The 26066-nt window shown below is 71.8% G+C and carries 25 protein-coding genes and 2 tRNA genes; 17 read left to right on the top strand and 10 right to left on the bottom strand.

Going from position 1 to position 26066, the window contains the following annotated elements; genetic code table 11:
• The first annotated feature begins 162 nt into the window (after positions 1–162).
• A complete protein-coding gene (locus OIE67_RS49355) occupies positions 163–843 on the top strand; it encodes a Crp/Fnr family transcriptional regulator (RefSeq protein WP_106241107.1) in 681 nt (226 codons plus the stop codon).
• Here OIE67_RS49355 and OIE67_RS49350 read toward each other — a convergent pair.
• From OIE67_RS49350 to OIE67_RS49335, 4 genes are all read right to left on the bottom strand, one after another.
• Positions 825–1616: an MBL fold metallo-hydrolase gene (locus OIE67_RS49350; protein ID WP_326633671.1), complete on the bottom strand. Its 792-nt coding sequence runs from the start codon at positions 1614–1616 to the stop codon at positions 825–827. The two genes, OIE67_RS49355 and OIE67_RS49350, sit on opposite strands and share 19 nt — an antisense overlap.
• A gap of 64 nt (positions 1617–1680) precedes the next feature.
• On the bottom strand, positions 1681–2475 hold the full coding sequence (locus tag OIE67_RS49345; RefSeq protein ID WP_326645724.1) for an NUDIX hydrolase: 795 nt from the start codon (positions 2473–2475) through the stop codon (positions 1681–1683).
• Between the two features lie 56 nt (positions 2476–2531).
• Positions 2532–2990 (bottom strand): RidA family protein, encoded by a 459-nt coding sequence (locus tag OIE67_RS49340; protein WP_326633669.1) that lies wholly within the window; start codon positions 2988–2990, stop codon positions 2532–2534.
• Positions 2987–3142, bottom strand: a complete 156-nt coding sequence (locus tag OIE67_RS49335; protein ID WP_157549052.1) for a DUF4177 domain-containing protein — start codon at positions 3140–3142, stop codon at positions 2987–2989. Before OIE67_RS49335 ends, OIE67_RS49340 begins: the two co-directional genes overlap by 4 nt.
• A 77-nt stretch (positions 3143–3219) precedes the next feature.
• On the opposite strand from OIE67_RS49335, the gene OIE67_RS49330 reads away from it, so the two are divergent.
• The gene (locus OIE67_RS49330; RefSeq protein WP_326633662.1) at positions 3220–4221 is read left to right on the top strand and encodes an ArsA-related P-loop ATPase; all 1002 of its coding nucleotides are present in this window, start codon (positions 3220–3222) and stop codon (positions 4219–4221) included.
• A complete protein-coding gene (locus tag OIE67_RS49325; protein ID WP_106241093.1) occupies positions 4218–5345 on the top strand; it encodes an ArsA family ATPase in 1128 nt (375 codons plus the stop codon). Before OIE67_RS49330 ends, OIE67_RS49325 begins: the two co-directional genes overlap by 4 nt.
• Before the next feature lie 50 nt (positions 5346–5395).
• Here OIE67_RS49325 and OIE67_RS49320 read toward each other — a convergent pair whose 3' ends face one another.
• Entirely contained in the window at positions 5396–5692 is a 297-nt protein-coding gene (locus tag OIE67_RS49320; RefSeq protein ID WP_020542548.1) for a WhiB family transcriptional regulator, read from the bottom strand.
• A 365-nt stretch (positions 5693–6057) separates the two neighbouring features.
• On the opposite strand from OIE67_RS49320, the gene OIE67_RS49315 reads away from it, so the two are divergent.
• Entirely contained in the window at positions 6058–8223 is a 2166-nt protein-coding gene (locus OIE67_RS49315; protein ID WP_326633650.1) for a transglycosylase domain-containing protein, read from the top strand.
• Between the two features lie 354 nt (positions 8224–8577).
• Here OIE67_RS49315 and OIE67_RS49310 read toward each other — a convergent pair whose 3' ends face one another.
• The gene (locus OIE67_RS49310) at positions 8578–9036 is read right to left on the bottom strand and encodes a GatB/YqeY domain-containing protein (protein ID WP_326633648.1); all 459 of its coding nucleotides are present in this window, start codon (positions 9034–9036) and stop codon (positions 8578–8580) included.
• 68 nt (positions 9037–9104) lie between these two features.
• Here OIE67_RS49310 and OIE67_RS49305 point away from each other — a divergent pair, with 68 nt between their 5' ends.
• Positions 9105–9998 (top strand): metallophosphoesterase, encoded by an 894-nt coding sequence (locus OIE67_RS49305; protein WP_326633646.1) that lies wholly within the window; start codon positions 9105–9107, stop codon positions 9996–9998.
• A gap of 64 nt (positions 9999–10062) precedes the next feature.
• Positions 10063–10136, top strand: a tRNA-Pro gene (locus OIE67_RS49300).
• 203 nt (positions 10137–10339) lie between these two features.
• Here OIE67_RS49300 and OIE67_RS49295 read toward each other — a convergent pair.
• The 3 genes from OIE67_RS49295 to OIE67_RS49285 all read right to left on the bottom strand — a co-directional run bounded on the left by OIE67_RS49295 (position 10340) and on the right by OIE67_RS49285 (position 14345).
• Positions 10340–11374, bottom strand: a complete 1035-nt coding sequence (locus OIE67_RS49295; protein WP_326633645.1) for a hypothetical protein — start codon at positions 11372–11374, stop codon at positions 10340–10342.
• A 439-nt stretch (positions 11375–11813) separates the two neighbouring features.
• Complete coding sequence (gene selA / locus OIE67_RS49290; protein ID WP_326633643.1) at positions 11814–13124, bottom strand: L-seryl-tRNA(Sec) selenium transferase; 1311 nt, start codon at positions 13122–13124, stop codon at positions 11814–11816.
• Positions 13125–13169: 45 nt separating this feature from the next.
• A complete protein-coding gene (locus OIE67_RS49285) occupies positions 13170–14345 on the bottom strand; it encodes a cysteine desulfurase family protein (protein ID WP_326633640.1) in 1176 nt (391 codons plus the stop codon).
• 43 nt (positions 14346–14388) lie between these two features.
• Here OIE67_RS49285 and selD point away from each other — a divergent pair, with 43 nt between their 5' ends.
• The 9 genes from selD to OIE67_RS49240 all read left to right on the top strand — a co-directional run bounded on the left by selD (position 14389) and on the right by OIE67_RS49240 (position 24411).
• On the top strand, positions 14389–15381 hold the full coding sequence (gene selD, locus OIE67_RS49280) for a selenide, water dikinase SelD (protein WP_326633638.1): 993 nt from the start codon (positions 14389–14391) through the stop codon (positions 15379–15381).
• Positions 15382–15450: 69 nt separating this feature from the next.
• Positions 15451–15544: transfer RNA gene (locus OIE67_RS49275), tRNA-Sec, on the top strand.
• A gap of 79 nt (positions 15545–15623) precedes the next feature.
• Positions 15624–17360: a selenocysteine-specific translation elongation factor gene (selB, locus tag OIE67_RS49270; RefSeq protein WP_326633636.1), complete on the top strand. Its 1737-nt coding sequence runs from the start codon at positions 15624–15626 to the stop codon at positions 17358–17360.
• Positions 17299–17766, top strand: a complete 468-nt coding sequence (locus OIE67_RS49265) for a rhodanese-like domain-containing protein (protein WP_326633634.1) — start codon at positions 17299–17301, stop codon at positions 17764–17766. Before selB ends, OIE67_RS49265 begins: the two co-directional genes overlap by 62 nt.
• An 8-nt stretch (positions 17767–17774) precedes the next feature.
• Positions 17775–19619, top strand: coding sequence for an AfsR/SARP family transcriptional regulator (locus OIE67_RS49260; RefSeq protein ID WP_326633632.1), 1845 nt, complete (start codon positions 17775–17777; stop codon positions 19617–19619).
• Between the two features lie 239 nt (positions 19620–19858).
• Positions 19859–20368: a thioredoxin domain-containing protein gene (locus OIE67_RS49255; RefSeq protein WP_326633630.1), complete on the top strand. Its 510-nt coding sequence runs from the start codon at positions 19859–19861 to the stop codon at positions 20366–20368.
• Positions 20365–22218, top strand: a complete 1854-nt coding sequence (locus tag OIE67_RS49250) for an ABC transporter ATP-binding protein (protein WP_326633628.1) — start codon at positions 20365–20367, stop codon at positions 22216–22218. Before OIE67_RS49255 ends, OIE67_RS49250 begins: the two co-directional genes overlap by 4 nt.
• A 70-nt stretch (positions 22219–22288) precedes the next feature.
• Complete coding sequence (locus OIE67_RS49245) at positions 22289–24085, top strand: AfsR/SARP family transcriptional regulator (RefSeq protein WP_326633625.1); 1797 nt, start codon at positions 22289–22291, stop codon at positions 24083–24085.
• A gap of 131 nt (positions 24086–24216) precedes the next feature.
• Entirely contained in the window at positions 24217–24411 is a 195-nt protein-coding gene (locus tag OIE67_RS49240) for a hypothetical protein (RefSeq protein ID WP_326633623.1), read from the top strand.
• Here OIE67_RS49240 and OIE67_RS49235 read toward each other — a convergent pair.
• A complete protein-coding gene (locus tag OIE67_RS49235; RefSeq protein WP_326633621.1) occupies positions 24408–24758 on the bottom strand; it encodes a hypothetical protein in 351 nt (116 codons plus the stop codon). The genes OIE67_RS49240 and OIE67_RS49235 overlap by 4 nt on opposite strands.
• Before the next feature lie 209 nt (positions 24759–24967).
• Between OIE67_RS49235 and OIE67_RS49230 the strand changes: the two genes are divergently transcribed.
• Together OIE67_RS49230 and OIE67_RS49225 are read left to right on the top strand one after the other, a co-directional pair.
• Complete coding sequence (locus OIE67_RS49230; protein WP_326633619.1) at positions 24968–25483, top strand: MauE/DoxX family redox-associated membrane protein; 516 nt, start codon at positions 24968–24970, stop codon at positions 25481–25483.
• A gap of 10 nt (positions 25484–25493) precedes the next feature.
• Positions 25494–26057, top strand: a complete 564-nt coding sequence (locus OIE67_RS49225) for a hypothetical protein (protein ID WP_326633617.1) — start codon at positions 25494–25496, stop codon at positions 26055–26057.
• The last annotated feature ends 9 nt before the right edge of the window (positions 26058–26066 follow it).

Here is a 26066-nt window from a genome sequence, read left to right as displayed (position 1 = left end):
GGATGAGACGGTTCGGTGCCGGTCACGGAACAGGCACGGCCATCCTGTACGTTTCCCCCGGGACGCCACGCACCGGGGCATGCCGTGAACACTCCGGCATTCCCATAACCTGTGTGTGCCGCCCGGAGTGGGGTGAGTCACAATGGCAGCAGAGGAGGCAGAGTGAACACCGAAGATGTGCTGGGCAAGGCCCCCCTGTTCGCCGCGCTGGACCGTGAGAGCGCCGCGGCGCTGCGCACGAGCATCACCGAGGTCCAGCTGTCCAAGGGACAGACCCTCTTCCACGAGAACGAGACGGGCGACCGCCTCTACGTCGTGCTGGAGGGCAAGATCAAGCTTTCCCGCACCTCTCCCGACGGGCGCGAAAACCTGCTGAGCGTGCTGGGGCCGAGCGAGATGTTCGGCGAGCTGTCGCTGTTCGACCCGCGGCCGCGTACGGCGACGGCGACGGCGCTGACCGAGGTGCGCCTGGCCGGCCTCGGCCACGACGACCTGCGGCCCTGGCTGACCGGCCGGCCCGAGGTGGCGCTCCACCTGCTGCGCGCGCTCGCGCAGCGGCTGCGGCGCACCAACGACGTGCTGGCCGACCTGGTCTTCACCGACGTGCCTGGACGGGTGGCCAAGCAGTTGCTCGACCTGGCCGAGCGGTTCGGCACCAAGACCGACGACGGCACGCGGGTCCACCACGACCTGACCCAGGAGGAGCTGGCGCAGCTCGTCGGCGCCTCACGGGAGACGGTCAACAAGGCGCTGGCCGACTTCGCCCAGCGCGGCTGGCTGCGGATCGAGGCCAAGGCCGTGGTGATCCTCGACATCGACCGGCTCTACAACCGGTCCAGATAGTCGAGCTGGGCCGCCACCGACATCTCGGCGGCGGGCCAGAGCGAGCGGTCGACGTCGGCGTAGACGATCTTGACGATCTGGCGCGGCGTCTTCGCTCCCTGTCGCCTGGCCGCCCTGATCTGGTCGAGCCGCTGCCGCCGGTGCGCGATGTAGCCGTCGAGCGCGCCGATCGGGTCGGGCAGCACCGGGCCGTGTCCCGGCAGCAGCGCCCGCGCGTCCAGGCTCTCGGCCGCCGCCCTCAGGCGGTCGAGGCTGCGCAGATAGTCGGCCAGGCCGCCGTCGCGGGCGATGATCGTGGTGCCCCTGCCGAGGATCGTGTCGCCGGTCAGCATCGCCCGGTCCTCGGGCAGCCAGAAGCACAGCGAGTCGAACGAGTGGCCCGGGGTGCCGTACACGTGGATCTCCAGGCCGGCCACGGTCACCACGTCGCCGTCGGCGAGCCCCTCGTCGCCCAGCCGGTGGCGCGGGTCGAGGGCGCGCACGGGCGCGTCCACCATCCCCGCGAAGCGCTTGGCGCCGCCGCTGTGGTCGAAATGGCCGTGGGTGAGCAGAATCTGGGTGACCCGGCGCTCCCCCAGGTGGCCGGCCACGCGGCGCAGGTGCGACTCGTCCTCGGGGCCGGGGTCCACGACGATCACCTCGTCGCCGGCTCCGATCACCCAGGTGTTGGTGCCGTCGAGAGTCATCGCCGACGGGTTGGGGGCGAGCAGGTTCTCGGCGTGCGTCGTACGGGATCCGTCGGGCGTGTCGATCGGGATGTGCAGCCCGCTCATGTCAGTTCCTTCCGCGGCCGCCCGCTCATCGCGTCACCAGCCCGATCGACATGCGCGAGCCCGCTCATCGCGTCACCAGCCGCATCTCGCCCTCGATCTCCACAGCCCTCGGCATGATCGTCTCGATCTCCCGGTGCTCGGCCAGCACGCCGGCCACGCCGTCGTACCCGCTCAGCTCGCTCAGCGTCGTGTACGTCGGCGGCATCAGGAAGATCTCCCCCTTGTGCGCCTGCTCGATCGCCTCGCCGGGCCGCTGCCAGACGACCTGGTCGGCCTCGCCGCCCACGTCGCGCGTGCGCTGGCCCTCGGGCAGCACGGCGACGAAGAACCGGGTGTCGAAGCGCCGGTGCTCGATCTCGGGCGTGATCCAGTGGGCCCACGGCTTGAGCAGGTCGGAGCGGAGCACCAGGCCGCGCCGGGCGAGGAAGTCGGCGAAGCCGAGGCCGCGGTCGATCAGCGCCAGCCGGTCGGCCTCCCAGTCGTCCCCGGTCGTGTCGGCCACCACGGAGTCGGGCCCGGGGCCCGCCAGCAGCACGCCCGACTCCTCGAACGTCTCCCGTACGGCCGCGCACACGAGCCCCCTGGCCAGCCGCTCGTCGGCGCGGAAGCGCTCGCCCCACTCGGCCGGGGACGGCCCGGCCCAGGCGACGGCCTGGTCGGTGTCGCGGGCGTCGACGGAGCCGCCGGGGAAGACGTACGCGCCCGCGGCGAAGGCCATCGTGGCCTTGCGCCGCAGCAGGTAGACCTCCGGCCCCGGGCGCAGGAGCACCACCGTGGCGGCGTCCCGCGCCGGCACCGGCTGGACCCGCCCGGCCAGGACGTCCCGAGCCCGGGCGGCTAGCTCGGCTGGAAGCGGCAATCCAGTCACATGACCTCCTCCTAGAACATCACTCGGTCATGGTGACATATGCCCACTTAGCCGACTTCGGCGATCAGCTCCACCTCGACCGGCGCGTCCAGCGGAAGCGCGGCCACCCCCACCGCGCTGCGCGCGTGCTTGCCCTGGTCACCGAAGACCTCGGCGAGCAGGTCGCTGGCCCCGTTGGCCACCTGGGGCTGCTCGGTGAAGCCGGGCGCGCTGGCCACGAAGACCACGACCTTGACGATCCGCCGTACCTTCGACAGGTCGCCCAGCTCGCCCTTCAGCGCCGCCAGCGCGTTGAGCACGCAGATGCGGGCCTGCGCCCTGCCCTCGTCGACGCCCAGGTCGACGCCGAGCTTGCCGGTCTGGTGCAGCTTGCCCTCCAGCATCGGCACCTGGCCGGAGGTGTAGACGAGGTCGCCCGTACGGACGGTGGGCAGGTAGGAGCCCACCGGCGTGACCGGCTCGGGCAGCGTGAACCCCAGCTCCGCGATCTTCTGCTCGGGCGTCACGGCTTCTCCCTCTTGAAGTAGGCGACGAGCTGCTCGGGCGTGGCGCCCTGGACGATCTGGACCAGCTCCCAGCCGTCGGCCCCGAAGTTGTCGAGAATCATCTTCGTGTTGTGGATCAGCACGGGGGCCGTGAGGTACTCCCATTTCTTCATGGGGATCAGCGTAGTGTGAGCAATCTCAAAGGATGGTCGTCGGCTTACGACAAGTGACCGTTCGGTAGCCTCGAGACGTGGACTCTCCGGACACGGACTGGACCGACGTACGACTCCACGTCGTCACCGGCAAGGGCGGCACCGGCAAGACGACCGTGGCCGCCGCGCTCGCTCTCGCCCTCGCCTCGGGCGGCCGCAAGGTGCTGCTCGTGGAGGTGGAGGGCCGGCAGGGCATCGCGCAGATCTTCGACCTGCCGCCGCTCCCCTACGAGGAGCGCAAGATCGCGGTCGCGCCCTCGGGCGGCGACGTCTACGCGCTGGCCATCGATCCCGAGGAGGCCATGCTCGAATACATGGAGATGTTCTACGGGATGCGCAGGGCCGGGCGGGCGCTGACCAAGATGGGCATCGTCGACTTCGCCACCACCGTGGCCCCCGGCTTCCGCGACGTCCTCGTGACGGGCAAGACCACCGAGGCGGTGCGCAGGCGCGGCAGGAACGGCCGCAGGATCTACGACGCGGTCGTGCTCGACGCGCCGCCCACGGGCCGCATCACGCGCTTCCTGAACGTCACCCAGGAGGTGGCGGGCCTGGCCAGGGTCGGGCCGATCAAGAACCACTCCGACCTGGTCAGCGGCGTGGTCAAGTCGCCGGAGACGGCCGTGCACTTCGTCACCCTCCTGGAGGAGATGCCGGTGCAGGAGACCCTCGACGGCCTGGCCGAACTGCGCGCCGCGGGCCTGCCCGCCGGAGGCGTCTTCATCAACATGGTGCGCGAGTCACTGCTGCCGCGGGCGACTCTTGACACAGCTGTCAAGGGCGGGTTCGACGCCGGTGAGCTCGCGCTCGGCCTCAAGGCGAGCGGCGTGGCCGACGGCGCGCAGGCCACCGCGCTGGCCGAGGCGCTCGCCGAAGAGGTCGTCGAGCACGCCCGCCGCACCGAGCTGGAGCGCGCCGAGCGCGAGACGCTGGCCGGGGCGGAGCTGAAGAGCTACGAGCTGCCCCTCCTCGCCGACGGCGTCGACCTGGCCGGCCTGTACGAGCTCGCCGAGAGCATGCGCATCCAGGGAGCAGCGTGAAGAAGCCCGCCAGACTCGACGTCGACGCGATCCTCGACGACCCCGGCACCAGGATCATCGTCTGCTGCGGCGCCGGCGGGGTGGGCAAGACCACGACCGCCGCGGCGCTCGGCCTGCGGGCCGCCGAACGCGGCCGGTGCGCGGTCGTGCTGACCGTCGACCCGGCCAGACGGCTGGCGCAGTCGATGGGGCTGACCGAGCTGGACAACACCCCGCGCCTGGTCAGCTCGCCCGAGGGCGACGGCCAGCTCTACGCCATGATGCTGGACATGAAGCGTACGTTCGACGAGATCATCGAGGCGCACGCCGACCCGGTCCGGGCCAGGCAGATCCTGTCGAACCCCTTCTACCAGTCCCTGTCGTCCAGCTTCAGCGGCACGCAGGAGTACATGGCGATGGAGAAGCTCGGCCAGCTCCGCCGCTCGGACGAGTGGGACCTGATCATCGTCGACACGCCGCCCTCACGCTCGGCGCTCGACTTCCTCGACGCGCCCGAGCGACTCGGGCGCTTCCTGGACGGCCGGTTCATCAAACTGCTGACCGCTCCGGCCAAGGCCGGAGGGCGCAGCGCGTTCCGGCTGCTCAACGTCGGGTTCGGGTTGATGGCCGGGGCGATGACCAAGCTGCTGGGCGCCCAGGTGATCAAGGATCTGCAGACGTTCGTGTCCGCGCTCGACGCCGTGTTCGGCGGGTTCAGGCAGCGGGCCGAGATGACGTACCGGCTGCTCCAAGCCCCGGGCACGGCCTTCGTGGTGGTGGCCGCGCCCGAGCGCGACGCGATGCGCGAGGCGTCCTACTTCGTCGAGCGCCTGGCTGAGGAGCGCATGCCCCTGGCTGGCCTGGTGGTCAACCGGGTGCACGAATCTCCCGCCCCGGCGCTCTCGGCCGCCCGCAGCGCCGCCGCCGCGGAGGACCTTGAGTCGAGGGGCGAGCACGAGCTCACCGCCGCCGTGCTGCGGCTGCACGCCGGGCGGATGCAACTCGCCGCTCGTGAGAGCCGCGAGCAGGAGCATTTCGTCTCGGCTCACCCCACGGTGCCCGTGGTCCAAGTTCGCGCCATGTCGGAGGACGTCCACGACCTGTCGGGTCTGCGACAGATCGGGACTCTGCTGGCGACCGCATAGAAGTACGGCCGGCGTGCGGCGCCGGCCGTACGACGGTCGCCGGGCTGGGGTCAGCCCGCGATCAGCTCGTTGGTTCGTTCGTACTCTTCCTTGGCGGACTCGAGCAGCTCGCGCCACGAGTCCACGTCAGGTCGCCGTCGAAGCAGCGCACGTCGTTCCCGTTCGGTCATACCGCCCCACACCCCGAACTCGATGCGATTGTCCAGTGCATCGGCGAGGCATTCGGTACGGACCGGGCAACCCCGGCAGATGAGCTTGGCTCTGTTCTGCGCGGCGCCCTGCACGAACAGGGCATCCGGATCCGCACCCTTACAGGCGGCACGGGAGGTCCAATCCGTGATCCACATTGTTCGACCCCACTCCCCTTAGGTGGTCAGTCGTCATTTGGGGCCGACGGGCGCGGGCGCCGAGCCTCCGTATTCAGTTGCCGCAGGGAGAACGTACGCAACTAGACGTTCGGGCCGACAGACCCCAGAGGACCAATTTCTCGCAGCAGTCTTGACCGGGAATGACTAGTCACCCCCGTCAGTCAAGGCGAAATGGTGTCGTGCTACCGGATAGGTCAGTCTTTCGACGTACCCTTGGTAGCGTGCAAGCGCAGCGCAAAGATCGCTCTAACCCCGTACTCAACGTCCTGCGGCTCGTCATCGCCGGGGCCGCGGCGGGGGTGCTCGCTGCCGCTGTGGCTCTGCCGGCGATCGGCGGAGCAGGCATGTCCACCAAGACCGCGGTCGAAGGGCTCAACCTCAAGCCCGAGAACCTCGACGAACCTCCTCTGCCCGAACGCACCGAACTGTTCGACGCCGACGGCAAGCAGATCGCGCAGTTCTACTTCGAGAACCGGCAGGTCGTCCGCCTCGATCAGGTCGCCCCGATCATGCAGACCGCACTGATCGCGATCGAGGACTTCCGTTTCTACCAGCACGGGCCGATCGATGTGGAGGGAACGGCCAGAGCGCTCGTGAAGAATGTCACGAGCGGCGGCGTCATGCAGGGCGGATCGTCGATCACCCAGCAGTACGTCAAGCAGGTGCTGGTCAACGCGGCCGAGACGCCCGAGGAGAAGGCCGCGGCCATCGCCCCCACCCTCTCGCGCAAGCTGAGCGAGCTGCGGTACGCGATGGCGATCGAGAAGAAGTACGACAAGAACCAGATTCTCGAGAAATATCTCAACATCGCCTACTTCGGCGCGGGCGCCCACGGGGTTCAGGCGGCGGCCAAGCGCTTCTTCGACAAGCCCGCCTCCAAGCTCAACCTGGTCGAGGCCGCCACGCTCGCCGGTGCGGTGCAGAACCCGGCCAGGACCGACCCCAACGTCGGCGCGGACGCCCGCAAGCGGCTGCTGGAGCGGCGCAACCTCGTCCTGGACCGGATGGCCGAGATCGGCAAGATCACCGTCCAGGAGGCCGCCGCGGCCAAGGCGAAGAAGCTGGGCTGGAAGGACGTCAAGGTCCCCGGCGGCTGCGAGGCCAGCAAATATCCGTACTTCTGCCTCTACGTTCAGTACGAGATCCTCAACAACGAGGACTTCGGCAAGAACCAGGAGGAGCGCAGGAAGCTGCTCCAGCGCGGCGGCCTGAGGATCAAGACCACGCTCGACCGCGACATGCAGGCCGCCGCCGAGAAGGCGATCAAAAAGTACGTCAGCTCGAAGGACAAGCCCGTGGCCTCGCAGGCCATGGTCGTCCCCGGCACCGGCGAGATCAAGGCGATGGCAGCCTCGCGGAAGTTCGGCCGCAGCAAGAAGAAGAACGAGATGAGCTACAACATCGTCGCCGACGGGGCGCACGGTGGCGGCCGCGGCTTCCAGCAGGGCTCGACGGCCAAGGTCTACACGCTGGCCACGGCCCTGGAGGAGGGCCTCAAGTACGGTGACGGCTTCCCGGCGCCTTCCGGGTACAAGGCCGGCTCCTACAGCTCGTTCAAGAACTGCAAGGGCCAGAACGTCGGCGACCCGAGCCACACCGTGCGCAACTCCAGCGAGGGCGGCGGCGGCTTCAAGACGCTGGAGAGCGGCACCTGGGGCTCGGTCAACACCTTCTTCGTCAAGCTGCAGCAGAAGGTCGGGCTCTGCGACGTGGTCAAGATGGCCAAGAAGCTCGGCGTCAAGCGGGCCGACGGCCAGAAGCTGCAGGAGGTCGAGACGTTCACGCTCGGCGTCAACGAGGTCGACCCCGTCACCATCGCCAGCTCCTACGCGGTCTTCGCCTCGCGCGGCCAGTACTGCAGGCCGCTGGCCATCACCGAGATCAAGGACCGGGACGGCAAGGCCAAGCAGTACAAGCCGAAGTGCTCCCAGGTGCTGGAGGAGGAGGTCGCCGACGCGGTCAACGGCATCCTGTCCGGCGTCTTCACCAAGGGCACCATGCAGGACGTCGGCGGCATCGGGCGCGACGCGGCCGGCAAGACCGGCACGACCGACGACTACATGTCGGCCTGGTTCTCCGGCTACACCCCCAACCTGGCCTCCGCCGTCAGCCTGGGCGACCCGCGCGGCACCTCGGCCCACAAGCTGATCGGGATCACCATCGGCGGCCGGTACTACCCGTACGTGTACGGCTCGTCCATCTCCGGGCGCATCTGGAAGGACTCCATGCTCAAGGCCCTCAAGGGGGTCGAGGCGCCCAAGTTCGCCTCCGTGGACCGGTCGCGGTTCGGCGGGTGCACCGACAACTGCGCGCCCAAGCCGCCCAAGAAGAAGAAGGACGGCGACGGGCCGCGCGACCCGTTCGACATCTTCGACTTCGGCAACGGGGACGGGCCGCGCGACGGGCGCGGCCCCGACCGGTTCGGCGACGGCCCCGGCCGCGGTCGCGGCGGCGACGCCGGCCCGATCGCCCCGGCCGGCGACATCGGGCCGATCACACCCGGCCGCTGAAGCCGCTGAGGCCTCCGCCCACGGCGTGGGAGGAGGCCTCGACCTGGCGGGCGACCAGGAGAGCCCCACAGGCCCGCACAGAAGCCCTCAGGCCCTCCGGGGCGGCGGTGCGATGCGTCAGGTGCGATGCGTCCGGCACTGACCCACGACGCAGCACAGCCCCGCTTGGCCGAGCCAGCTGAGTGAGCCGGATCAGCTTGGCCGAGTCAGCTGAGTGAGCCGGATCAGCTTGGCCGAGTCAGCTGAGTGAGCCGGATCAGCTTGGCCGAGTCAGCTGAGTGAGCCGGATCAGCTTGGCCGAGTCAGCTGAGTGAGCCGGATCGGCCGATCGCCATCAGCGCAAACAGTTCGGGTCTATCCGGCGGCCAGTCTGGCTCGGACCGCTGCCGCCACCCGGCCGCCCTCGGCCCGCCCGGCGACCTTCGGGTTGACGGCCTTCATGACCTGCCCCATGGCCTGCGGCCCCGAGGCCCCGGTCTCGGCGACGGCCGCGTCGACCAGCGCGGCCAGCTCCTCGTCGGAGAGCTGCGCCGGCAGGTACTCCTCCAGCACCGCCTGCTCGTCCAGCTCCGCCTGAGCCTGCTCGGCCCGCCCCGCGTTGCCGAACGCCTCCGCCGCCTCGCGCCGCTTCTTCGCCTCCTTGGTGAGGACCTTGACGACTTCGTCGTCGCTCAACTCGCGGGCCTGCTTGCCGGCGACCTCCTCGACGTTCACCGCGGCCAGGGCCATCCGGATGGTCCGGAGGCGTACCTCGTCCCGGCTCTTCAGCGAGGCCGTCAGATCGGCCTTCAGCTTGTCCTTCAATGCGCTCATGCGCTCCATCTTGCCGTCTGCGCGGACCGCCAGGTCGCCTCGCGCCGGATCTCGGGCATCATGAGTACGTGAGGAAAGCCGTCGCACTGCCCCTGTCCCTGCTCGGGCTCGGCCTGGCCGGGCTGGGCTACGCCTCCGTGGTGGAGCGCAACTGGTTCCGTCTGCGCCGTTTCGACGTGCCCGTGCTGGAGCGCGGTCAGCGGCCCGTACGCGTCCTGCACCTGTCCGACCTGCACCTGACGCCAGGCCGGACGATGCTGATCAACTGGGTCCGCTCCCTGGGCGCACTGGAGCCCGACCTCGTCGTCAACACCGGCGACTCCCTCGCGCACCCGGAGGCCGTGCCCTCGCTCCTGCACGCCCTGGAGCCGCTGCTCTCGCGCCCTGGCCTGTTCGTCTACGGCAGCAACGACCTCTACGCCCCGCAGCCGAAGAACCCGGCCCGCTACCTGTGGCGCACCTCCAAGAACGACCGCCGCCAGCACGTGCCCAACTTGCCCTGGGAGGAGCTCGGGGCGGGCATGGCGGCCGAGGGCTGGCTCGACATGAACAACACCACGGCCCGCATCAAGGTCGGCGACCTCGACGTGGCCGTGGCCGGCATCCACGACTCCCACATCAACCGCGACCGCTACGACCTCGTAGCCGGCCCCGCACCCGCCGACGCGGACCTCCGCCTGGGCGTCATGCACTCCCCCGAGCCCCGCAACATGACCCGCTTCGCCGCCGACGGCTACCAGCTCCTGCTCGCCGGCCACACGCACGGGGGCCAGCTCTGCATCCCGTTCTACGGCGCCCTGGTCACCAACTGCGGCATCGACCGCGCCCGGGTCAAGGGCCTCAGCCACCACGACTCGGCCTGGCTCCACGTCTCCGCCGGCCTCGGCACCTCCCCCTACGCCCCGGCCCGCTTCGCCTGCTTCCCGGAGGCCACCCTGCTGACCCTCGTACCCCGGCGCTAAAGGCGGTCACAACCACCCTGGAAGTCCGCTAGACTTTTCCAAGCACGCGCACGACGGCGTGCACCGGGGTGTAGCGCAGCTTGGCAGCGCGCTTCGTTCGGGACGAAGAGGTCGTGGGTTCAAATCCCGCCACCCCGACAGTATCGCCGCAGGTAGAAGGCCGCTTCCGAAGATCGGAAGCGGCCTCATCTGTCTCCTGAGTGACTACCCGGCTCTTCTGAGGCCTGACCGCCCCAGGCTTGCGCTTGAGCCACGGGACCACGCAACGTCGCAGCGGCCGTTCACGGTCGCGGTGGACGCCGTGGGGTCGGGGGCAGTCAGGGTCATAACCCGGCGGGTGGTCAAAAGGTGGCTTTGAGGTACCAGAAGTCGACCTGAGCGAGTGCTTCGACGGACGTTCCCGGGGCGATGGTGCCGTACCCGCTGCCGTGGACCCACTTTCCGACCAGGCGGGGAATGTAGCGGCTGGACAGGTTGGTCGTTTCGAAGATGAGGCGGCATGGCTTTTCCGCGCGCCAGAGCGTTTGGGCGAAGGTGGCCATGACCCCTTCGGCGTGCGTCGCTGAGGCTTTTGTGCTGTTGGCGAGGCCGTAGAAATAGATCAGGTTTTCGTTGGCGGCGGCGGTCTGTTCTTCGAGGCTTGCGCGGAATGCCGGGGAGAGCCAGTCGCAGGCGGCCAGGCTGGACATGAACAGGCCGATGCAGACCGGCCGGCCCTGCTCGAATGTCACCAAGGTTTGGGTGTCGCGGTGGAAGAGGGCCGCGTTGAAGGTGGACTGTGACTCCTCCATGGAGAGAGGGTGATGTTTTCCCAGCCAGTCGAAGCGCTCGCTGTAAAGCGCCCATAGTTGGTCCGCCAGGTGGGGATCGGCGCGTAATGAGGTGGCGTTGAGGATTGTGGCGTTCGCTTCTGCCGGGGCGCTGGGAGCCGGGTTTCTGTGGAGGGTGGCCGAGTAGGCGGTCAGGGAGGCGGCGCTGCCTCGGGCGCGTGGATCCGGGAAATCGCAGGCGACGGCTCCAGGGAGGTGTTCCGTCAGTTCCTTCTTCAGGTGATCAGTGTCGCGATGGTCGTTCTCCACGAGTGCGGCGTACTGGGTGGGTAGCGTCCCTTTCCGTTGTCTCTGGAGATATGCGGGTGGCAGCGACAGGAGAAGCGTGTTCTCCTGTGCGGTCAGCTCGCGCGTACGCTGGGCGTCATATCCGGTCGCGTACTCGATCGGGCAAAGAGCCGGCACCATCTGGTCGTCCACCGGGACGAGGACCGTCCGGGTGTCCTGAATGGCCGCGGCATACTGCGCTTCGGTCAGCAGGCCGAGTCTGCGGAAGCCGATGTTCTCCCGGTCACAAAGGCTGCGATAGAACGGGAAGTTGGTCATGCGACCACCCTGCCACGGGACGTGGTGAATCGTCCGTGGTCGACCACACCGCGCCGTATCGTGCGGCAATCGGTGTCCTGGGGGCGCGAATGTGGCTTTCAGTTATCTCGCCAACGGCGATGCGGCCGAAAGGCCTGCCGCCCGCGTTCGCGCTATTCGCCGATCTTCTTGGCGTACAGCGTGATGAGCGTGTCCGTGCTCCCCTCCGGCCGGCAGCGGGTGACTGCTTGGTCACGACCCAGTTGCGGTCGAACACCTGCAGCCGGTTCTGTCCGGTGGCGTCCTTGTCGTTGAGGATCTGTGATCGGGTTGTCACGGATTGCTTTCCTGTTGAGGCTCGCGAAATCTCCTCGCCGGGGCTTCGCGGAGGATCAGCATCGCGCCGCGGACATCAAGGATGTGCGCGCCGAACTCGACGCACTGACCAGCGGCAGAGTGCTCAGCTCGCCGCCAGCACGGCGTGAACGCTCGCCAGCAGCGTGTCGTCGTGATCGGCCGGCACCGCGCGCAGGTCGAGCAGGCACAGGCCGTTCTCCACGCGGGCGAGCACCGGCGGCCGGCCCCGGCGCAGCGCGGCGGCCGCCCGCTCGTCCAGCGCGACGGCGGCGCTCGGCAGCGACACCCCGGGCGCGCCGCCACCGCCGACCACGCTCCGGCTGTCCACGGGCTTGGCGTCGATCCCCTTGTCCCGCAGCCGGTCGGCCAGGTGTTCCGCGCGGGACCACAGCGTGGCCTGGTCGGCGTGCAGGCTCTCCCAGGTCGGCGTCGGCGGGCCGGCGACCGTGGCCTCCAGTGCCGCCAGCGTGACCTTGTCCACCCGCAGCGCGCGGGCGAGGGGATGGCGGCGCAGCCGGTCCACGACGTCGGCGCGGCCGAACAGCAGCCCGCACTGGGGGCCGCCGAGGAGTTTGTCGCCGCTGGTGGTGACGAGGTCGGCGCCCTCGTTCAGCCAGCTCGTCACGTCTGGCTCGCGGGGCAGCAGCGGCTCGGGAGCCAGCAGCCCGGAGCCGGCGTCGGCGACGAGCGGGATGCCGCGCTCGCGGCACAGCTCCGCCAGCCGCGCCACCGGGACGTCGGCCGTGAAGCCCTCGATCCGGTAGTTGGACGGGTGCACCTTCAGCACCATGCCCGTCCCGGGCCCGATCGCGCCGGCGTAGTCGGCGATGGCGGTGCGGTTGGTCATGCCGACCTCGCGCAGCCGCGCCCCCGTGGAGACGAGCAGGTCAGGCAGGCGGAACCCGTCGCCGATCTCGATCAACTCGCCCCTGCTGATCACGATCTCGGCGCCGGCTGCCAGCGTGGTCGCCGCCAGCACGAGCGCGGCCGCGTTGTTGTTCACCACGTGCACCGCCTCCGCCGCGGGGACGGCGGCGGCCAGTGTGGCCAGCGCGGTGCGCCCCCGCCTGCCCCGGCCGCCCGTGGCCAGGTCGAGCTCGACGTCGGTGACCCCGGCGGCCAGCTCCACCGCCTGGCGGGCGGCCTCCGACAGCGGAGCGCGGCCCAGGTTGGTGTGCAGCAGCACGCCGGTGGCGTTGATCACCGGCAGCAGGCCGGCAGCGGAGCCGGGCAGCGTCTCCAGCACCGCCGTCAGGACCTCTCCTGGCGCGAGTTCGCCGTCCCTGGCGCGCTGCTGCGCCGCGACGATCGCGGCCCTGACCCGGGCGCGGCCGAGCCGCCGCACCGCCTCGACCAGCGCTGGCTCGGCGAGCAGGGCATCCGTGCGCGGGATGAGTCGACGATGATCTGCCACGCTAAGGACGTCCTATCACGGGTCTCGTACGGGGCTGGTCACGCATCATACGATCACCCGGGCCGCGTCGATCAAGGCGGCCGCGGCCGTCTCGACACAGGTCTCGGTGCTCCAGCGGCCCAGCGACAACCGCACCGCGCTCAGCGCCCTCCCGGTGTCCAGGCCCATGGCCGACAGCACGGGCGACGGGGTGTGGGCGCCGCTGTGGCAGGCCGAGCCGGTGGAGGCGGCCACCCCGGGCGCGGCGGCGAGCAGGTCGGATCCGGGCACGCCGTCGATGCCGAGGTTCAGCGTGTTCGGCAGGCGGTCGCGGGCAGGGCCGTTGAGGTGGACGCGGTCGGGCAGCGCCTCGGCCAGGCGGCGGTGCAGGTCGTCGCGCAGGCGGGTGAGGCGTGCGGGGGCGCCGGTGGCGAGGTCGTGGGCGGCCAGGCCGGCGGCGGCGCCGAGCGCGACGGCCAGGGCGACGTTCTCGGTGCCGGCGCGCAGGCCGTGCTCCTGCCCGCCGCCGTAGACGACCGGCTCCAGCGGCACGCCGTCGCGTACGTACAGCGCACCGATGCCCTTGGGCGCGTACATCTTGTGCCCGGCCACGGTCAGCAGGTCCACGCCCAGGGCGCGGACGTCGATCGGGATCTTCCCGGCGGCCTGGGCGGCGTCGCAGTGGAACAGCGCGCCGCGGGCGTGGGCCCGGGCGGCGAGGTCGGCGATGGGCTGCAGGGCGCCGGTCTCGTTGTTGGCGGCCATCACCGACACCAGCACCGTCTCGTCGGTGAGCGCGGCCTCCAGCGTGCCCGCGTCGAGGAGTCCGTCGCCGTTCACCGGCAGCGTCGTCACGCGCGCGCCGTGCAGGCGTGCGAGCGCGCGGCAGGTCTCCAGCACGGCCGGATGCTCGGTGGCCTGGGTGACCACGTGCGGGCGCGGCCGGCCGGCGGCCAGCACCGCGCCGCGCAGGGCGAGCAGGTTCGCCTCGGAGCCCGAGGCGGTGAACACCAGCTCGGACGGACGGGCCCCGATCAGCTCGGCGACCTGGACGCGTGCTGCCGCCAGGGCCTGACGCGGCCGCTCGGCGTAGCGGTGAGCGCTGGAGGGGTTGCCGAACCAGGTGGTCAGGTACGGCGTCATCGCCTCGGCGACGCGCGGATCGACGGGGGTGGTGGCGTTGTAGTCGAGATAGACGGGCCCGTCGGAGAGCCCGGTGGCGTCGTTACGGGGATCAACCACGAAAAATCCAACCAAGAGGCCTATGCCACCTTAAAGTGCGATCATGAAAAGGCTTACACAGTACGCCCAAGGCGGCGGCTGCGCCTGCAAGATCCCCGCGGGAGACCTGGAACGGCTCCTGGGCAGCGCGAAGATGCCCCGTCCACGAGACCCCGCGGCCGAACTCGTCGTCGGCCTGGAGACCGGCGACGACGCCGCCGTGGTCCGCACGCAGGACGGGGCCGTGATCATCAGTACGGCCGACTTCTTCACCCCGGTGGTCGACGACCCCTACGACTGGGGCCGCATCGCCGCGGCCAACGCCCTGTCCGACGTCTACGCCATGGGCGGGCGCCCGGTGGTCGCGCTCAACCTGCTGTGCTGGCCCCCTGACCTGCTGCCGTACGAGCTGGCCTCCGAGGTGTTGCGCGGCGGCGCCGAGGTCGCGGCGCAGGCCGGCTGTCATCTGGCCGGCGGGCACAGCGTCACCGACGCCGAGCCCAAGTACGGCCTGGCCGTCACCGGCACCGCCGACCCCGACCGGCTGCTCCGCAACGACACCGGCCGCCCCGGCCTGCCGCTGTCGCTGACCAAGCCACTCGGACTGGGCGTGCTCAACAACCGGCACAAGAGCACCGGCGAGGTGTTCCCCCACGCCGTGGAGACCATGACCAGGCTCAACGCGGACGCCTCCCGCGCGGCCCTGGCCGCCGGCATCGGCTGCGCCACCGACGTCACCGGCTTCGGCCTGCTGGGTCACCTGCACAAACTCGCCCGCGCCTCCGGGGTCACCGCGGTGATCAACGCCTCGGCCGTGCCCGTGCTGGACGGCGCGGCGCAGGCCCTGCGGGAGGGGTTCGTGCCCGGAGGTTCCCGGCGCAACCTCGACTGGGTGGCCCCTCACCTCGACCGCGGCGACGTCCCGGAGGAGACCCTGTTGCTCCTGGCCGACGCGCAGACCTCTGGCGGACTGCTGGTCGCGGGGGAGATTCCCGGCGCTCCCGTGATCGGTGAACTGATCGAGAACACCGGGCACACCCTCATCGTCCGGTCCTGACCTGCGCCTCCAACCGGACCGGCCGAAGGACGTGCTTTACGCCCGATTCACCGGTCTATGATCTCTGCCGGAGGCGTTTGGGCGTCTGGTGACCCTCCTGGTCTTCAAAACCAGTGGCGCCGAGCATCTCGGCGCGGCGGGTTCGATTCCCGTCCGCCTCCGCTGATCTGCGCATCGGGAGATGGATCGCGAGTGGATCGACGCAGTTCTGTACGACGGGCCTGCCCCGCCGAAGGGCGCGCATGCACGTGATCGCGACCGCGGGCCATGTGGACCACGGCAAGTCGACGCTGGTACGAGCGCTGACCGGGATGGAGCCCGACCGCTGGGCCGAGGAGCGCCGCCGCGGCATGACCATCGACCTCGGGTTCGCCTGGACCACGCTCGGATCCGGCGAGCGGATCGCGTTCGTCGACGTCCCGGGGCACGAGCGGTTCGTCACCAACATGCTGGCCGGGGTGGGGCCCTGCCCCGCGGCGATGTTCGTCGTGGCCGCCGACCAGGGCTGGCAGTCCCAGTCGGCCGAGCACCTGGCGGCGCTGGAGGCTCTGGGCGTACGGCACGGCCTCGCGGTCGTCACCCGGGCCGACCTCGCCGATCCGGAACCCGCCCTGGCACAGGTGCACGGCCACCTCGGCAAGACCGGCCTGGCGGGGATCGACAGCGTCGTCGTGAGCGGCAGGACCGGGAAGGGGCTCGACGAGCTGGAGAGCGCCCTGGCCCGGCTCGCCACCACGCTCCCCGAGCCGGACACCGAGGAGGCCGTCCGGTTGTGGATCGACCGGGTGTTCACCATCACCGGGGCGGGGACCGTCGTCACCGGCACCCTGACCGGGGGAACGCTCAGCGTCGGCGACGAACTGGAGGCGAACGGGAACCGGGTCAGGATCCGGGGGCTGCAGACGCTCGGCGAGAAGGCGGAGCGGGTCACCGCCACCGCCCGCGTCGCCGTCAACCTGCGGGGAGCCGACCGCGCCGACCTGTCACGCGGCACGGCGCTGGTGACACCGCGGGCGTGGTTGCCGGCCCGGGTCGTCGACGTCCGGCTTAACCCGGCCGGGAACCTGCGTGGGGAGACGGCGATCCTGCACCTGGGATCGGCCGCCGTACCCGCCAGGATCCGCATGCTGGGAGCCGGCACCGCCAGGCTCACCCTCGACCGTCCCCTGCCCCTGCGGACGGGAGATCGGGGCCTGCTCCGCGACCCCGGCAGGCGGGAGATCGTCGCCGGGCTCCTCGTGCTGGACGTCCGGCCCCCCGCGCTGCGGCGCAGGGGCGCCGCCGCGGCCAGGGCGGCGGCGCTCGACGAGGTGACCGTGCCCGACGCGGCGGCGCTGCTGCGCTGGCACGGCCTGCTGACGGGCGGCGAGCTCAGGGCGATGGGCTGCCCTCCCGCCGGGACGCCGGTGGCCGGCGACTGGTACGCCGACCCGGGGCACTGGGCCTCGCTGACCCGCCGGCTCGCCGACCACGTCGCGCGACGGCCCCCGCACGACCCGGGGATCACCGTGGACGCCGCGGCCCAGCTGCTCGATCTGCCCGACCGGCGACTCGCCGAAGCACTCGTCGCACCGCCGCTGGTGGTCGAGGGCGGGCGCATCCTGCCCGCCGCCAGGTCGCTGCCGCCCGCGATCGCCAAGGCGGTCGCGCGACTGACCGCGGACCTCGCCGAGCACCCCTTCAACGCTCCCACCGCCGAACGCCTGGCCGAGCTCGGCCTCACGGGCAAGGCGCTGGCGGCCGCGCTGCACGCGGGGGCGGTGCTGTCGATCGGGAAGAACGTCGTGCTCCTGCCCGACGCGCTGGACCAGGCCGCGAACACGCTCGCGGAGCTCCCCTCACCCTTCACCGTCAGCGACGCGCGGGTGGCCCTGGCCACCAGCCGCCGCGTCGCCCTTCCCCTCCTGGAGTGCCTCGATGCCCGCGGAATCACTCAGCGCGTCGACAACGACCGGCGAGCCTTACGCCCGCGCGGCTGAGATCGACGCGCTGCTGGCGCGGGCCCGCGCGGGATACCGGCGCCTGCGGCCCGCCGAGGCGTGGTCCGCCGTGGGCCGTGGCGCGAAACTCGTCGACACCCGGCCGGAGCACCAGCGCAGAGCCTCGGGAGAGATCCCCGGAGCGGTCGTGATCGAGCGCAACCACCTGGAATGGCGGCTCGACCCCACCTGCGCGGCCCGCATCCCCGAGGCGAGCTCCCTCCACACCCAGTGGATCGTCATCTGCGCGGAGGGATACTCCTCCTCGCTGGCCGCGGCGGCGCTGCGTGAGCTCGGGCTGCACAACGCCACCGACGTCATCGGCGGGTTCGACGCCTGGACGGAGGCCGGCCTGCCGACGGTCCGCCCCGCCCGGCCGACGCCGCCGCGCGGGCCGGGCGAGTGAGGGCCGCTTTGCGCTTTCAGCTCCTCGGCCCGATGCGGATCCAGTCCGGCGTCACGCCGCTGCGCATCGCGGCGCCCAAGCAGCGCACGCTCCTCGCCATGCTGCTCGCGCACGCGGGGCGGCCGGTGCCGGTCTCCTCGCTGGTGGCCGAGGTGTGGGACGAGCGGCCTCCGTCCTCGGCGGTGGCGAATCTGCGTACGTACCTCATGCGGCTGCGCCACCTGCTCTCCCCCGACGGCCACCCGGAGGAGGAGCGACTGGTCACCGCCGACGGCGGCTACCTGCTGCGGGTGGAGCCCGCCGAGTTCGACCTCGCCCGGTTCGAGGCGGCGTCCGTACGCGCCCGCCGGTTCTGTGAGCAGGGGGAGCTGGAGGCGGCGCACGACGAGTTCGCCGCGGCCCTGGCGCTGTGGCGGGGGACGCCGATCGAGGACGTGCCGCTGGGGCCGGCCCTGCGTGAGGTCGCCGCCCACCTGACCGAGCGGTACCTGAACACGGTCGAGGAGTTCACGGAGGTGCAGTTCGCGCTCGGCAGGCACGCGGCGGCGGCCGAGCGGCTGCGCGCGCTGACGGTGCGCCACCCGCTGCGGGAGGGGTTGCGCGGGCGGCTCATGGTCGCGCTCTACCGGTGCGGCGACGTGGCTGGGGCACTCGACGCCTTCCGTACCGCCCGCCAGGCGCTGGCCGACGAGCTCGACGTGGAGCCCGGCCCTGAGCTGCGCCGATTGCACCAGGCGATCCTGCGCCGGGAACCGGACGTGGCGCCGCCGGGCGCCTCCGTCCTCGGCCGCCGTCCCCGGCCCCAGCCCCGGCAGCTGCCCAGGGAACCGGCGGTGTTCACGGGCCGCTCGGCCGAGCTTTCCCTGGCCGGCCAGGTCCTGGGCCGCGACGACCCTCCGCTCCGTACGACCGGCCCCGCCACGCCGCCGCCCTGGGACGCCGGGGGAGGCTCGCGCGTGCTGGCGCTGCACGGGCCGGCCGGGGCCGGGAAGTCGGCGCTGGCGTTACAGGCCGCGCACCTGGCCGCCGGGCACTACCCCGACGGCCACCTCTACTCCGACCTGCAGGGTTGCGCCCCCGGGCTGGCCCCGCTGCGGCCCGAGGAGGTGCTCGGCCGGTTCCTGCGGGCGCTGGGCGTGCCGCCCGGCGACGTGCCGGCCGGCCAGGCCGAGGCGGCGGCGGTCTACCAGTCGATGCTGGCCGACCGGCGGGTGCTGGTGTTCCTCGACAACGCCGCCGACGCCGCGCAGGTGGCGCCCCTGCTGCCGGCCGGCGGTGGGTGCGCGGCGGTGGTGACGAGCCGTCCCATGCTGAGCACCCTGGACGCCGCGCACGTCTCCGTCGGCATGCTCGGCCCGGCGGAGTCCGTACGCATGCTGGCCCTGCTCACGGGCGAGGCCCGGGTGGCCGCCGAACCGGCCTCCGCGGCCGACATCGCGCTCCTGTGCGATCATCAGCCGCTGGCGGTGCGCATCGCCGCCGCCCGCCTGGCCGGCCGCCCCGACTGGTCGCTGGCCCGCTTCGCCGAGCGGCTGCGTGACCGCGGGCGCAGGCTCGACGAGCTGCAGACGGCCGGGCTGAGCGTGCGCTCCTCCTTCGAGGCGAGCCTGGCCGCGTTGCGGGAGTGCCCTGACCAGGACGTCGCGCTGCGCGCCTTCCGCCTGTTCGGCGCGGCCGACCTGCCGGAGATCGGCCTGGCGCGCGCCGCCGAGCTGCTCGGCGTCGCCGCCGAGGAGGCGGAGGCCGCCCTGGACGAGCTGATGAAGGCTCGCCTGCTGGAGCTGATCGACGCGGACCGGTTCCGCATGCACGAACTGCTGCGCATCTTCGCCGGCGAACTCGCCGCCCGCTGAAGCGGCCGGGTCGCGGGAAGCCGCCCGTGTAGTGCGGTTGTATCTCTTTTGTAGATCCTTTTGTAGGCCCTCTCCTTACCGTTGCGACCGACTCGCTACGGCGGAAGGAAAGGCGCTTTCCTCATGACGGCGAACCTGCGCGTCCTCGGCGACCGGGGGCTCGAACGCTCGTCGTACGGCTCGGTGATCTCGCGGCTCCTTCCTCCGCTCCCTCCCACGCCCGGAAGTGAGATCGCCCGATGCCCTACCTGATCGCCGCTGTCGTCCTGGTCGGCGCCCTGTGCCTGTTCGACCTGCTGCTGACGTTCGCCGTGCTGCGCCGGCTGCGCGAGCACACCGCGGAGCTGGCGCGCCTGGCCGGTGAGCCGCGGACGCTGCCCTACGACCCGTCGTTCCTGATCGGCCGCACGCTGCCGGGGACGGCCGCGGACACCGAGGCCCGCCCGCGGCTGGTGGCGTTCTTCGACGCCGGCTGCGACAGCTGCCACGAGCACGCGCCGGTGTTCGCGGCCGCGGCCCGGCCGGACACGGCCCTGGCGTTCGTCACCGGCGCGGACCCGCTGCTGCGCGGCCTGGTGGACGCGATCGGCGACGCGGCCCCGGTGGTCTCGGGCGACGACGCGGACGCCGTGGTGGCCGAGCTCGGCATCCAGGCGTTCCCCCTGTTCCTGCGGCTCGACGCGGACGGACGGATCACCCAGGCGGAGCTCGCCCTGGAACGCCTGGCCGAGACGGCCGCGACGGCATGAGCGCGGCGACCGCCGGCGGCCTGCCGGGCCGGCCGTGGCGGCACATCGCCACGGTGGCGCTGCTGGCCTGGCGGGCGGCGCCGGGACCGGCGGCGTGCCAGCTGGCGATCACGCTGGTCACCGGCCTGCTGCCGGCCGGGACCGTGTGGGGGACGAAGCTCCTCGTCGACGGGCTCACCGTCGCGGACGCGGGCGCGGCCTTCCGCGCGGCCGGCCTGCTCGCCCTGCTCGGGCTGGCGGCGGGGATCGTGCCGCATGTCACGGCGTACCTGCGGGCAGAGCTCGACCGGCGGCTGGACCGGCGGCTGCAGGACCAGCTCTACGCCTCCGTCACCGGTTTCCAGGGTCTGTCGCGTTTCGAGAGCCCGGCGTTCCACGACCGGCTGCGGATGGCGACGGAGGCGACCGGCGGCGCTCTCACCCCGTTGACCTCCGGCCTGTTCGACGCGGTACGCAACGTGCTCGCGCTGGTCAGCCTGCTGATCAGCCTGCTGGTGCTGAGCCCGGCCATGGCGGGGCTCGTGACGGCGGCGGCCGTGCCCGCCCTGATCGCGCGGACGGCCATGGTCAAGCGGCGCGTCGGAACGCTGGCGGGCCTGTCGGCCACGGCGCGGCGGCAGATCCTGTACTCCTCGCTGATCACCGACGTGAAGGCGGCCAAAGAGGTCCGGATGTTCGGGCTCGGCGGCTTCCTCAAGTCCAGGGTGCTCGGCGCGCTCGCGGCGGCCCAGGAGGGTGAGCGGCGGCTCGACCGGCGTGAGGCGCTCACCCAGTCGCTGCTCGCCCTGCTGTCCACCGCGGTCTCCGGCGCGGGCCTGCTGTGGGCGGTGTTCGCCGCGCTGGACGGGCGGCTGAGCCTGGGTGACGTGACGGCGTTCGCCGCCGCCGTGGCCGGGACGCAGGCCGCGCTCGTCGGGCTGGTCGAGACCGTGGCCGGCGCGCATCACGCGCTGCTGCTGTTCGGGTACCACGCCGACGTCACGTCGCTGCCGGACGACCTGCCCTCGCCGTCCCGCCGGTCCGCCGGGCTGCCCGCGCTGCGGCGCGGCATCGAACTGCGCGACGTGTGGTTCCGCTACGACGACGCCCATCCGTGGGTGCTGCGCGGCGTCACCCTGACCATCCCGTACGGCGCCACGGTGGCGCTGGTGGGCCTCAACGGCGCCGGCAAGAGCACCCTGATCAAGCTGCTGTGCCGCTTCTACGACCCCACTCGCGGCTCGATCCGCTGGGACGGCGTGGACCTGCGCGAGGTGCCGCCCGCCGAGCTGCGCCGCAGGATGGGCGTGCTGTTCCAGGACTACATGTGCTACGACCTCACCGCCGCCGAGAACATCGCCATGGGCGAGATCGAGGCGCTGCACGACCGGCCCCGCATCGAGGACGCGGCCCAGCTGGCGGGCGTGCACGACGTCGTACGAGCGCTGCCGCGCGGCTACGAGACGATGCTGAGCCGCATCTTCTTCCACGAGGAGGAGGAGACGGACGAGGCCGGGGTGGTGCTGTCCGGCGGCCAGTGGCAGCGGCTGGCGCTGGCCCGCGTCCTGCTCCGCGAGGGCCGTGACCTGCTCGTCCTCGACGAGCCGAGCGCCGGTCTGGACGCCCGCGCCGAGCACGAGATCCACACCCGCCTGACCCGGCTCCGCGCGGGACGCACGAGCCTGCTCGTGTCCCACCGGCTCGGCGCGGTACGGGCGGCGGACCTGATCGTCGTCCTGCGCGACGGGGAGATCGCCGAGCGGGGCACGCACGACGAGCTGATGACCGCCGGCGGCGGCTACGCCGAGCTGTTCGAACTGCAGGCCAGGGACTACCTCGCCGGCACCGAGGCGCACGAGGGGTCGCGATGAACGCGGCCGGCCGGGTGCTGTGCGGGGTGCCCTCGGCGGGGCTCGTACCGACCGGGCTCGCGCCGGCCGGGTGAGGTTCCAGCTGCTCGGGCCCCTCCGCGTCCAGCCGACGGGGACACCCGTCCGGATCTCGGCGCGCAAGCAGCGCACCGTCATCGCCATGCTGCTCGCGCACGCCGGACGCGCCGTGCCGATCCGTTCGCTGGTGACGGAGGTCTGGGACGGCCGCCCGCCGCGCTCGGCGGTGCCGAACCTGCACACGTACGTCATGCAGCTGCGTCACCTCCTGTCGGCCGCCGATCCCCCGGCGGCCGACCGGTTGGTGACCTCCGACGGCGGCTACCTGCTGCTGGTCGAGCCGCCAGAGCTGGACCTGTTCCGGTTCGAGGAGCAGCTCGCCCGGGCCAGGAAGGCGTGGTCCGGCGAGAACCTCGGGGCGGCGGAGGCGGCGTACGCGCGGGCCCTCGGGATGTGGCACGGCACTCCCGCCGAGGACGTCCCGCTCGGCCCGGCCCTGCGCAACGTGGTCGCCGACCTGACCGACCGCTACCTGAGCACGGTCGAGGAACACATAGACGTGCAGCTGGCGCTCGGCGCGCACCGGGCGGCCGCTGAACGGCTCCACACCCTGACCGCCCGCTACCCGCTGCGCGAGCACCTCCACGCCCAGCTCATGCTGGCGCTCCACCGCTGCGGCGACCGGCCGGGAGCCCTGGCGGCGTTCGCGGCGGCCCGCCACGCCCTGGCGGAGGAGCTGGGCCTGGATCCGGGCGCCGAACTCCACCGCCTCCACCGGATGATCCTCGGCCATGACGTGGACCCGGGCGGCTCGGTCGTCACCCTGCGCGGCGCCCGACGCCTCCTACCCCCGGTCCCACCGGCCTTCGTCGATCGCCCCCGGCTGTTCACGCTCGCGACGACCGCTCTCAGCGCGCCGGCGGGCCAGGGCGGGGTGCGGGTGGTGGCGTTGCACGGAGGCGGGGGCAACGGGAAGTCGGCGCTGGCGCTGCGGGTGGCGCAGCGGGTGGCCGGGCGGTACGCCGACGGCGTGCTCTACGCCGACCTGCGGGGATGGAGGGTCGGCGTGCCGCCCGCGCGGCCGGTCGAGGTGCTCGGGGAGCTGCTGCGCACGTTGGGTGTGCCGGGTGGTGAGGTGCCGGTGACGGAGGCCGAGGCGGCGGCGCTGTACCGGTCGGTGCTGGCCGGTCGCCGGGTCCTGGTGGTGCTGGACAACGCGACCGGAGCCGCGCAGGTGGCGCCGCTGATCCCGGCGGGCGACGGGTGTGCCGCGCTGGTCACCTGCCGGGGACTGCCGGCGACCCTGGACGCGGTGCCGATCGCGGTGGGCCCGCTGGAGGAGGCGGAGGCCGTACGGCTGCTGGCGTCGCTGGCGAGCGAGCCCCGGGTGGCCGCCGAGCCCGAGGCGGCGGCGGAGGTGGTCCGTTCGTGCGGCTGCCTCCCGCTGGCGGTGCGCGCGGCGGGCGCCCGGCTGGCCGGGCGCCCTGACCTGCTCCTGGAGACGTTCGCGGTACGCCTGCGGGACCGGGGCGGCCGCCTGGATCTGTTGCCGGGGGTGCGTTCCTGCGTCCGAGCTGGTTACGATCAGCTGTCCGGCCGATCGGACGCGGCGCGGGCCTTCCGGTCACTGGGCGCGCTGGACCAGCCCGAGGTCGACGTGGCGGTGACGGCGGCGCTGCTGGGCGTGCCGCGGACGGCGGCGGAGCGCGCGCTCGACGTGCTGGTCGAACTCCGCCTGCTGGAGCCCGCTCCCGGTGGCCGGCTGCGCATGCACGACCTGGTCAGGCTGGTGGCGGCGGAGCTGAACCATCGAGAAGCGACAGCGTCACGCGGCACGGACAGCGGGTGACGCCCACGTCGCGGCCGGACCCCACCACATCGGACGACCACTCGCGACCGCGCTGTAGCGCGGGTATACGGGCGGCTGTATGCGGTGCCGATAACTTTCAGGTAACCCCCCATCCGAAGGAGACCATCGCCATGACAGGCGTCCTGGAACGACTCGGCGACCGTGTGCTCAGCAGGCTCGTGCCCCAGGCCACGGCGAGCGCCGACACGTCCTACTACGTCACCTGCTCCTGCAAGAACTTGGTGCGCAAGCGCAAACTCTGCCACGTCGTCGGCGGCATGTCCGGCTGCACCGGCTGCACCTACGTCGACGTCTGGGTCTGCTAGCGCAGGGTGTAGGCGAAGCAGCCCGCGGCGCGGCCGATGCCGACCGTGATGCGCACATGCCCGTCGGGCGGCAGCAGGATCTGGCCAGGGTAGATCTTGTCCTCGGACGGCGAGCCGTCGTCGTCGAGCACGGTGGAGGTCGCGGAGGCGTCGCGCACGTAGTAGGCGACGGTCCCCGACTCGACGTGCTCGACCCGGATCAGCGCCTCGGCCCGCCCCTTGTCGGGATCCTGTGCCACCCACAGTTTGGCCACGCCGCCGCGCTGCTCGCGCAGAACCGTGCCGAACGGCCCGGCCCGTACGCCGCCCGCCGCCGCGCCCTCGTCCCCGGCGCGGTCCGCGTCCACGCAGGGCACCCCGTCGCCGGAAGGAGTCGGCGGCGGCGAGACGGAGGTCGTCCAGCCCACGGTGCTCGGCGGCGATTCCCGGGCCGCGGCCTGTTTCTGCGCGGGTGGCCCGGCGGAACAAGCGCACAACAGCAACACCAACGCCGAGAACGGAAGAAATGCCGACCTTCTCATTCGTCAAAGTATTACCAGCGTCCACGATGATGTCCATGGATGCCGCGGATTTCGCCGGAATAGCCTGCGGATTGCTCGCCGCGCTTTTTCTGGCCAGTGGCGTGCCGAAAATCAGGCGGCCGTTCGGATTGGCGCTCGCGTTGATCCGCTTCGGCATCGTCAAGCGGGTACGGCCCGGTCTCGGCCGGCTGCTCGGCGTCGTGGAGGTGGCGGCGGGCGTGGCCGTGGCGGTCAGCCCGGTCCTGTTCCCGGCCGCCCTGGCCGCGCTCGCGCTGCTGGTGGCGTTCACCGCGGTGGTCGTACGGTCGGTGCTGGCGGGGCAGAGCGTGGAGTGCGCCTGCTTCGGCACGGGCGAGACGACCTCGTGGGCGACGGTGGCGCGCAACCTCGTGCTGATCGCCGTCGCGGCCTTCCTCGCCGCCGTGCCGGCCGTCCCGAGCATGGAGCAGCGAATTTCGGGATTGCTCATCGGCGGGGCGATCGCAAGTGGATATCTGCTGATTTCCACGCTGGCCGAGCTCAAGCCTTTCAGCGTCCGTATCGACGGGTGAATGGAACGTCATGGGATACACCGCGTTGTTCGTCGTGTGCGCCGTCTGGCTCATTCTGCTTCTGCTCGGCCTTTTGGTCGTACGCCGTGAATTGTCGATTCTGCAGGACCGGGTGGCGGTGAGCGGGAACGCGCCGGCCGACGGGCTCGCCGTCGGAGCGGTCGCGCCGCCCTTCCCCGGGCTGCGTGACAACGACGTGGTCATGTTCTTCTTCGGTGACTGCGAGCCCTGCCACGAGGTGGCCACGGAGGTCGCGCGTTCGGCCGACCCGGCCGGGTTCGCCTGCGTGGTCAGCGACGGCACCATGCCGGGGTCGGCGGAGGGTTTCCGGCGGATTCTGCACGCGGACTCGCGCGCGCTCATCGGCGCGGAGGGCGCGGCCGTCCGGGAGCGGTACAAGGTGCACTCGGGCCCCTTCGGCGTCGCGGTGTCGGGCGGTCTGGTGGTGGCCAAGGGCGTGCTGCGCTACGCCGACGACATCGAGCAGCTCTACCACGCGGCCTACGGCCCGGCCCGGGTCAGCCCGGCTTCGGCCGGTCAGACTTCGGCAGGCCAGGCTTCGGCCGGCGAGTGAGGAGACACC

Origin of the sequence: Nonomuraea fuscirosea, from assembly GCF_035917475.1 — a bacterium.
In the GTDB taxonomy this organism is placed as follows: Bacteria; Actinomycetota; Actinomycetes; order Streptosporangiales; family Streptosporangiaceae; genus Nonomuraea; species Nonomuraea fuscirosea.
The sequence above is the reverse complement of the archived record's forward strand: the minus strand, read 5'-3'. Positions and strand labels throughout refer to the sequence as shown.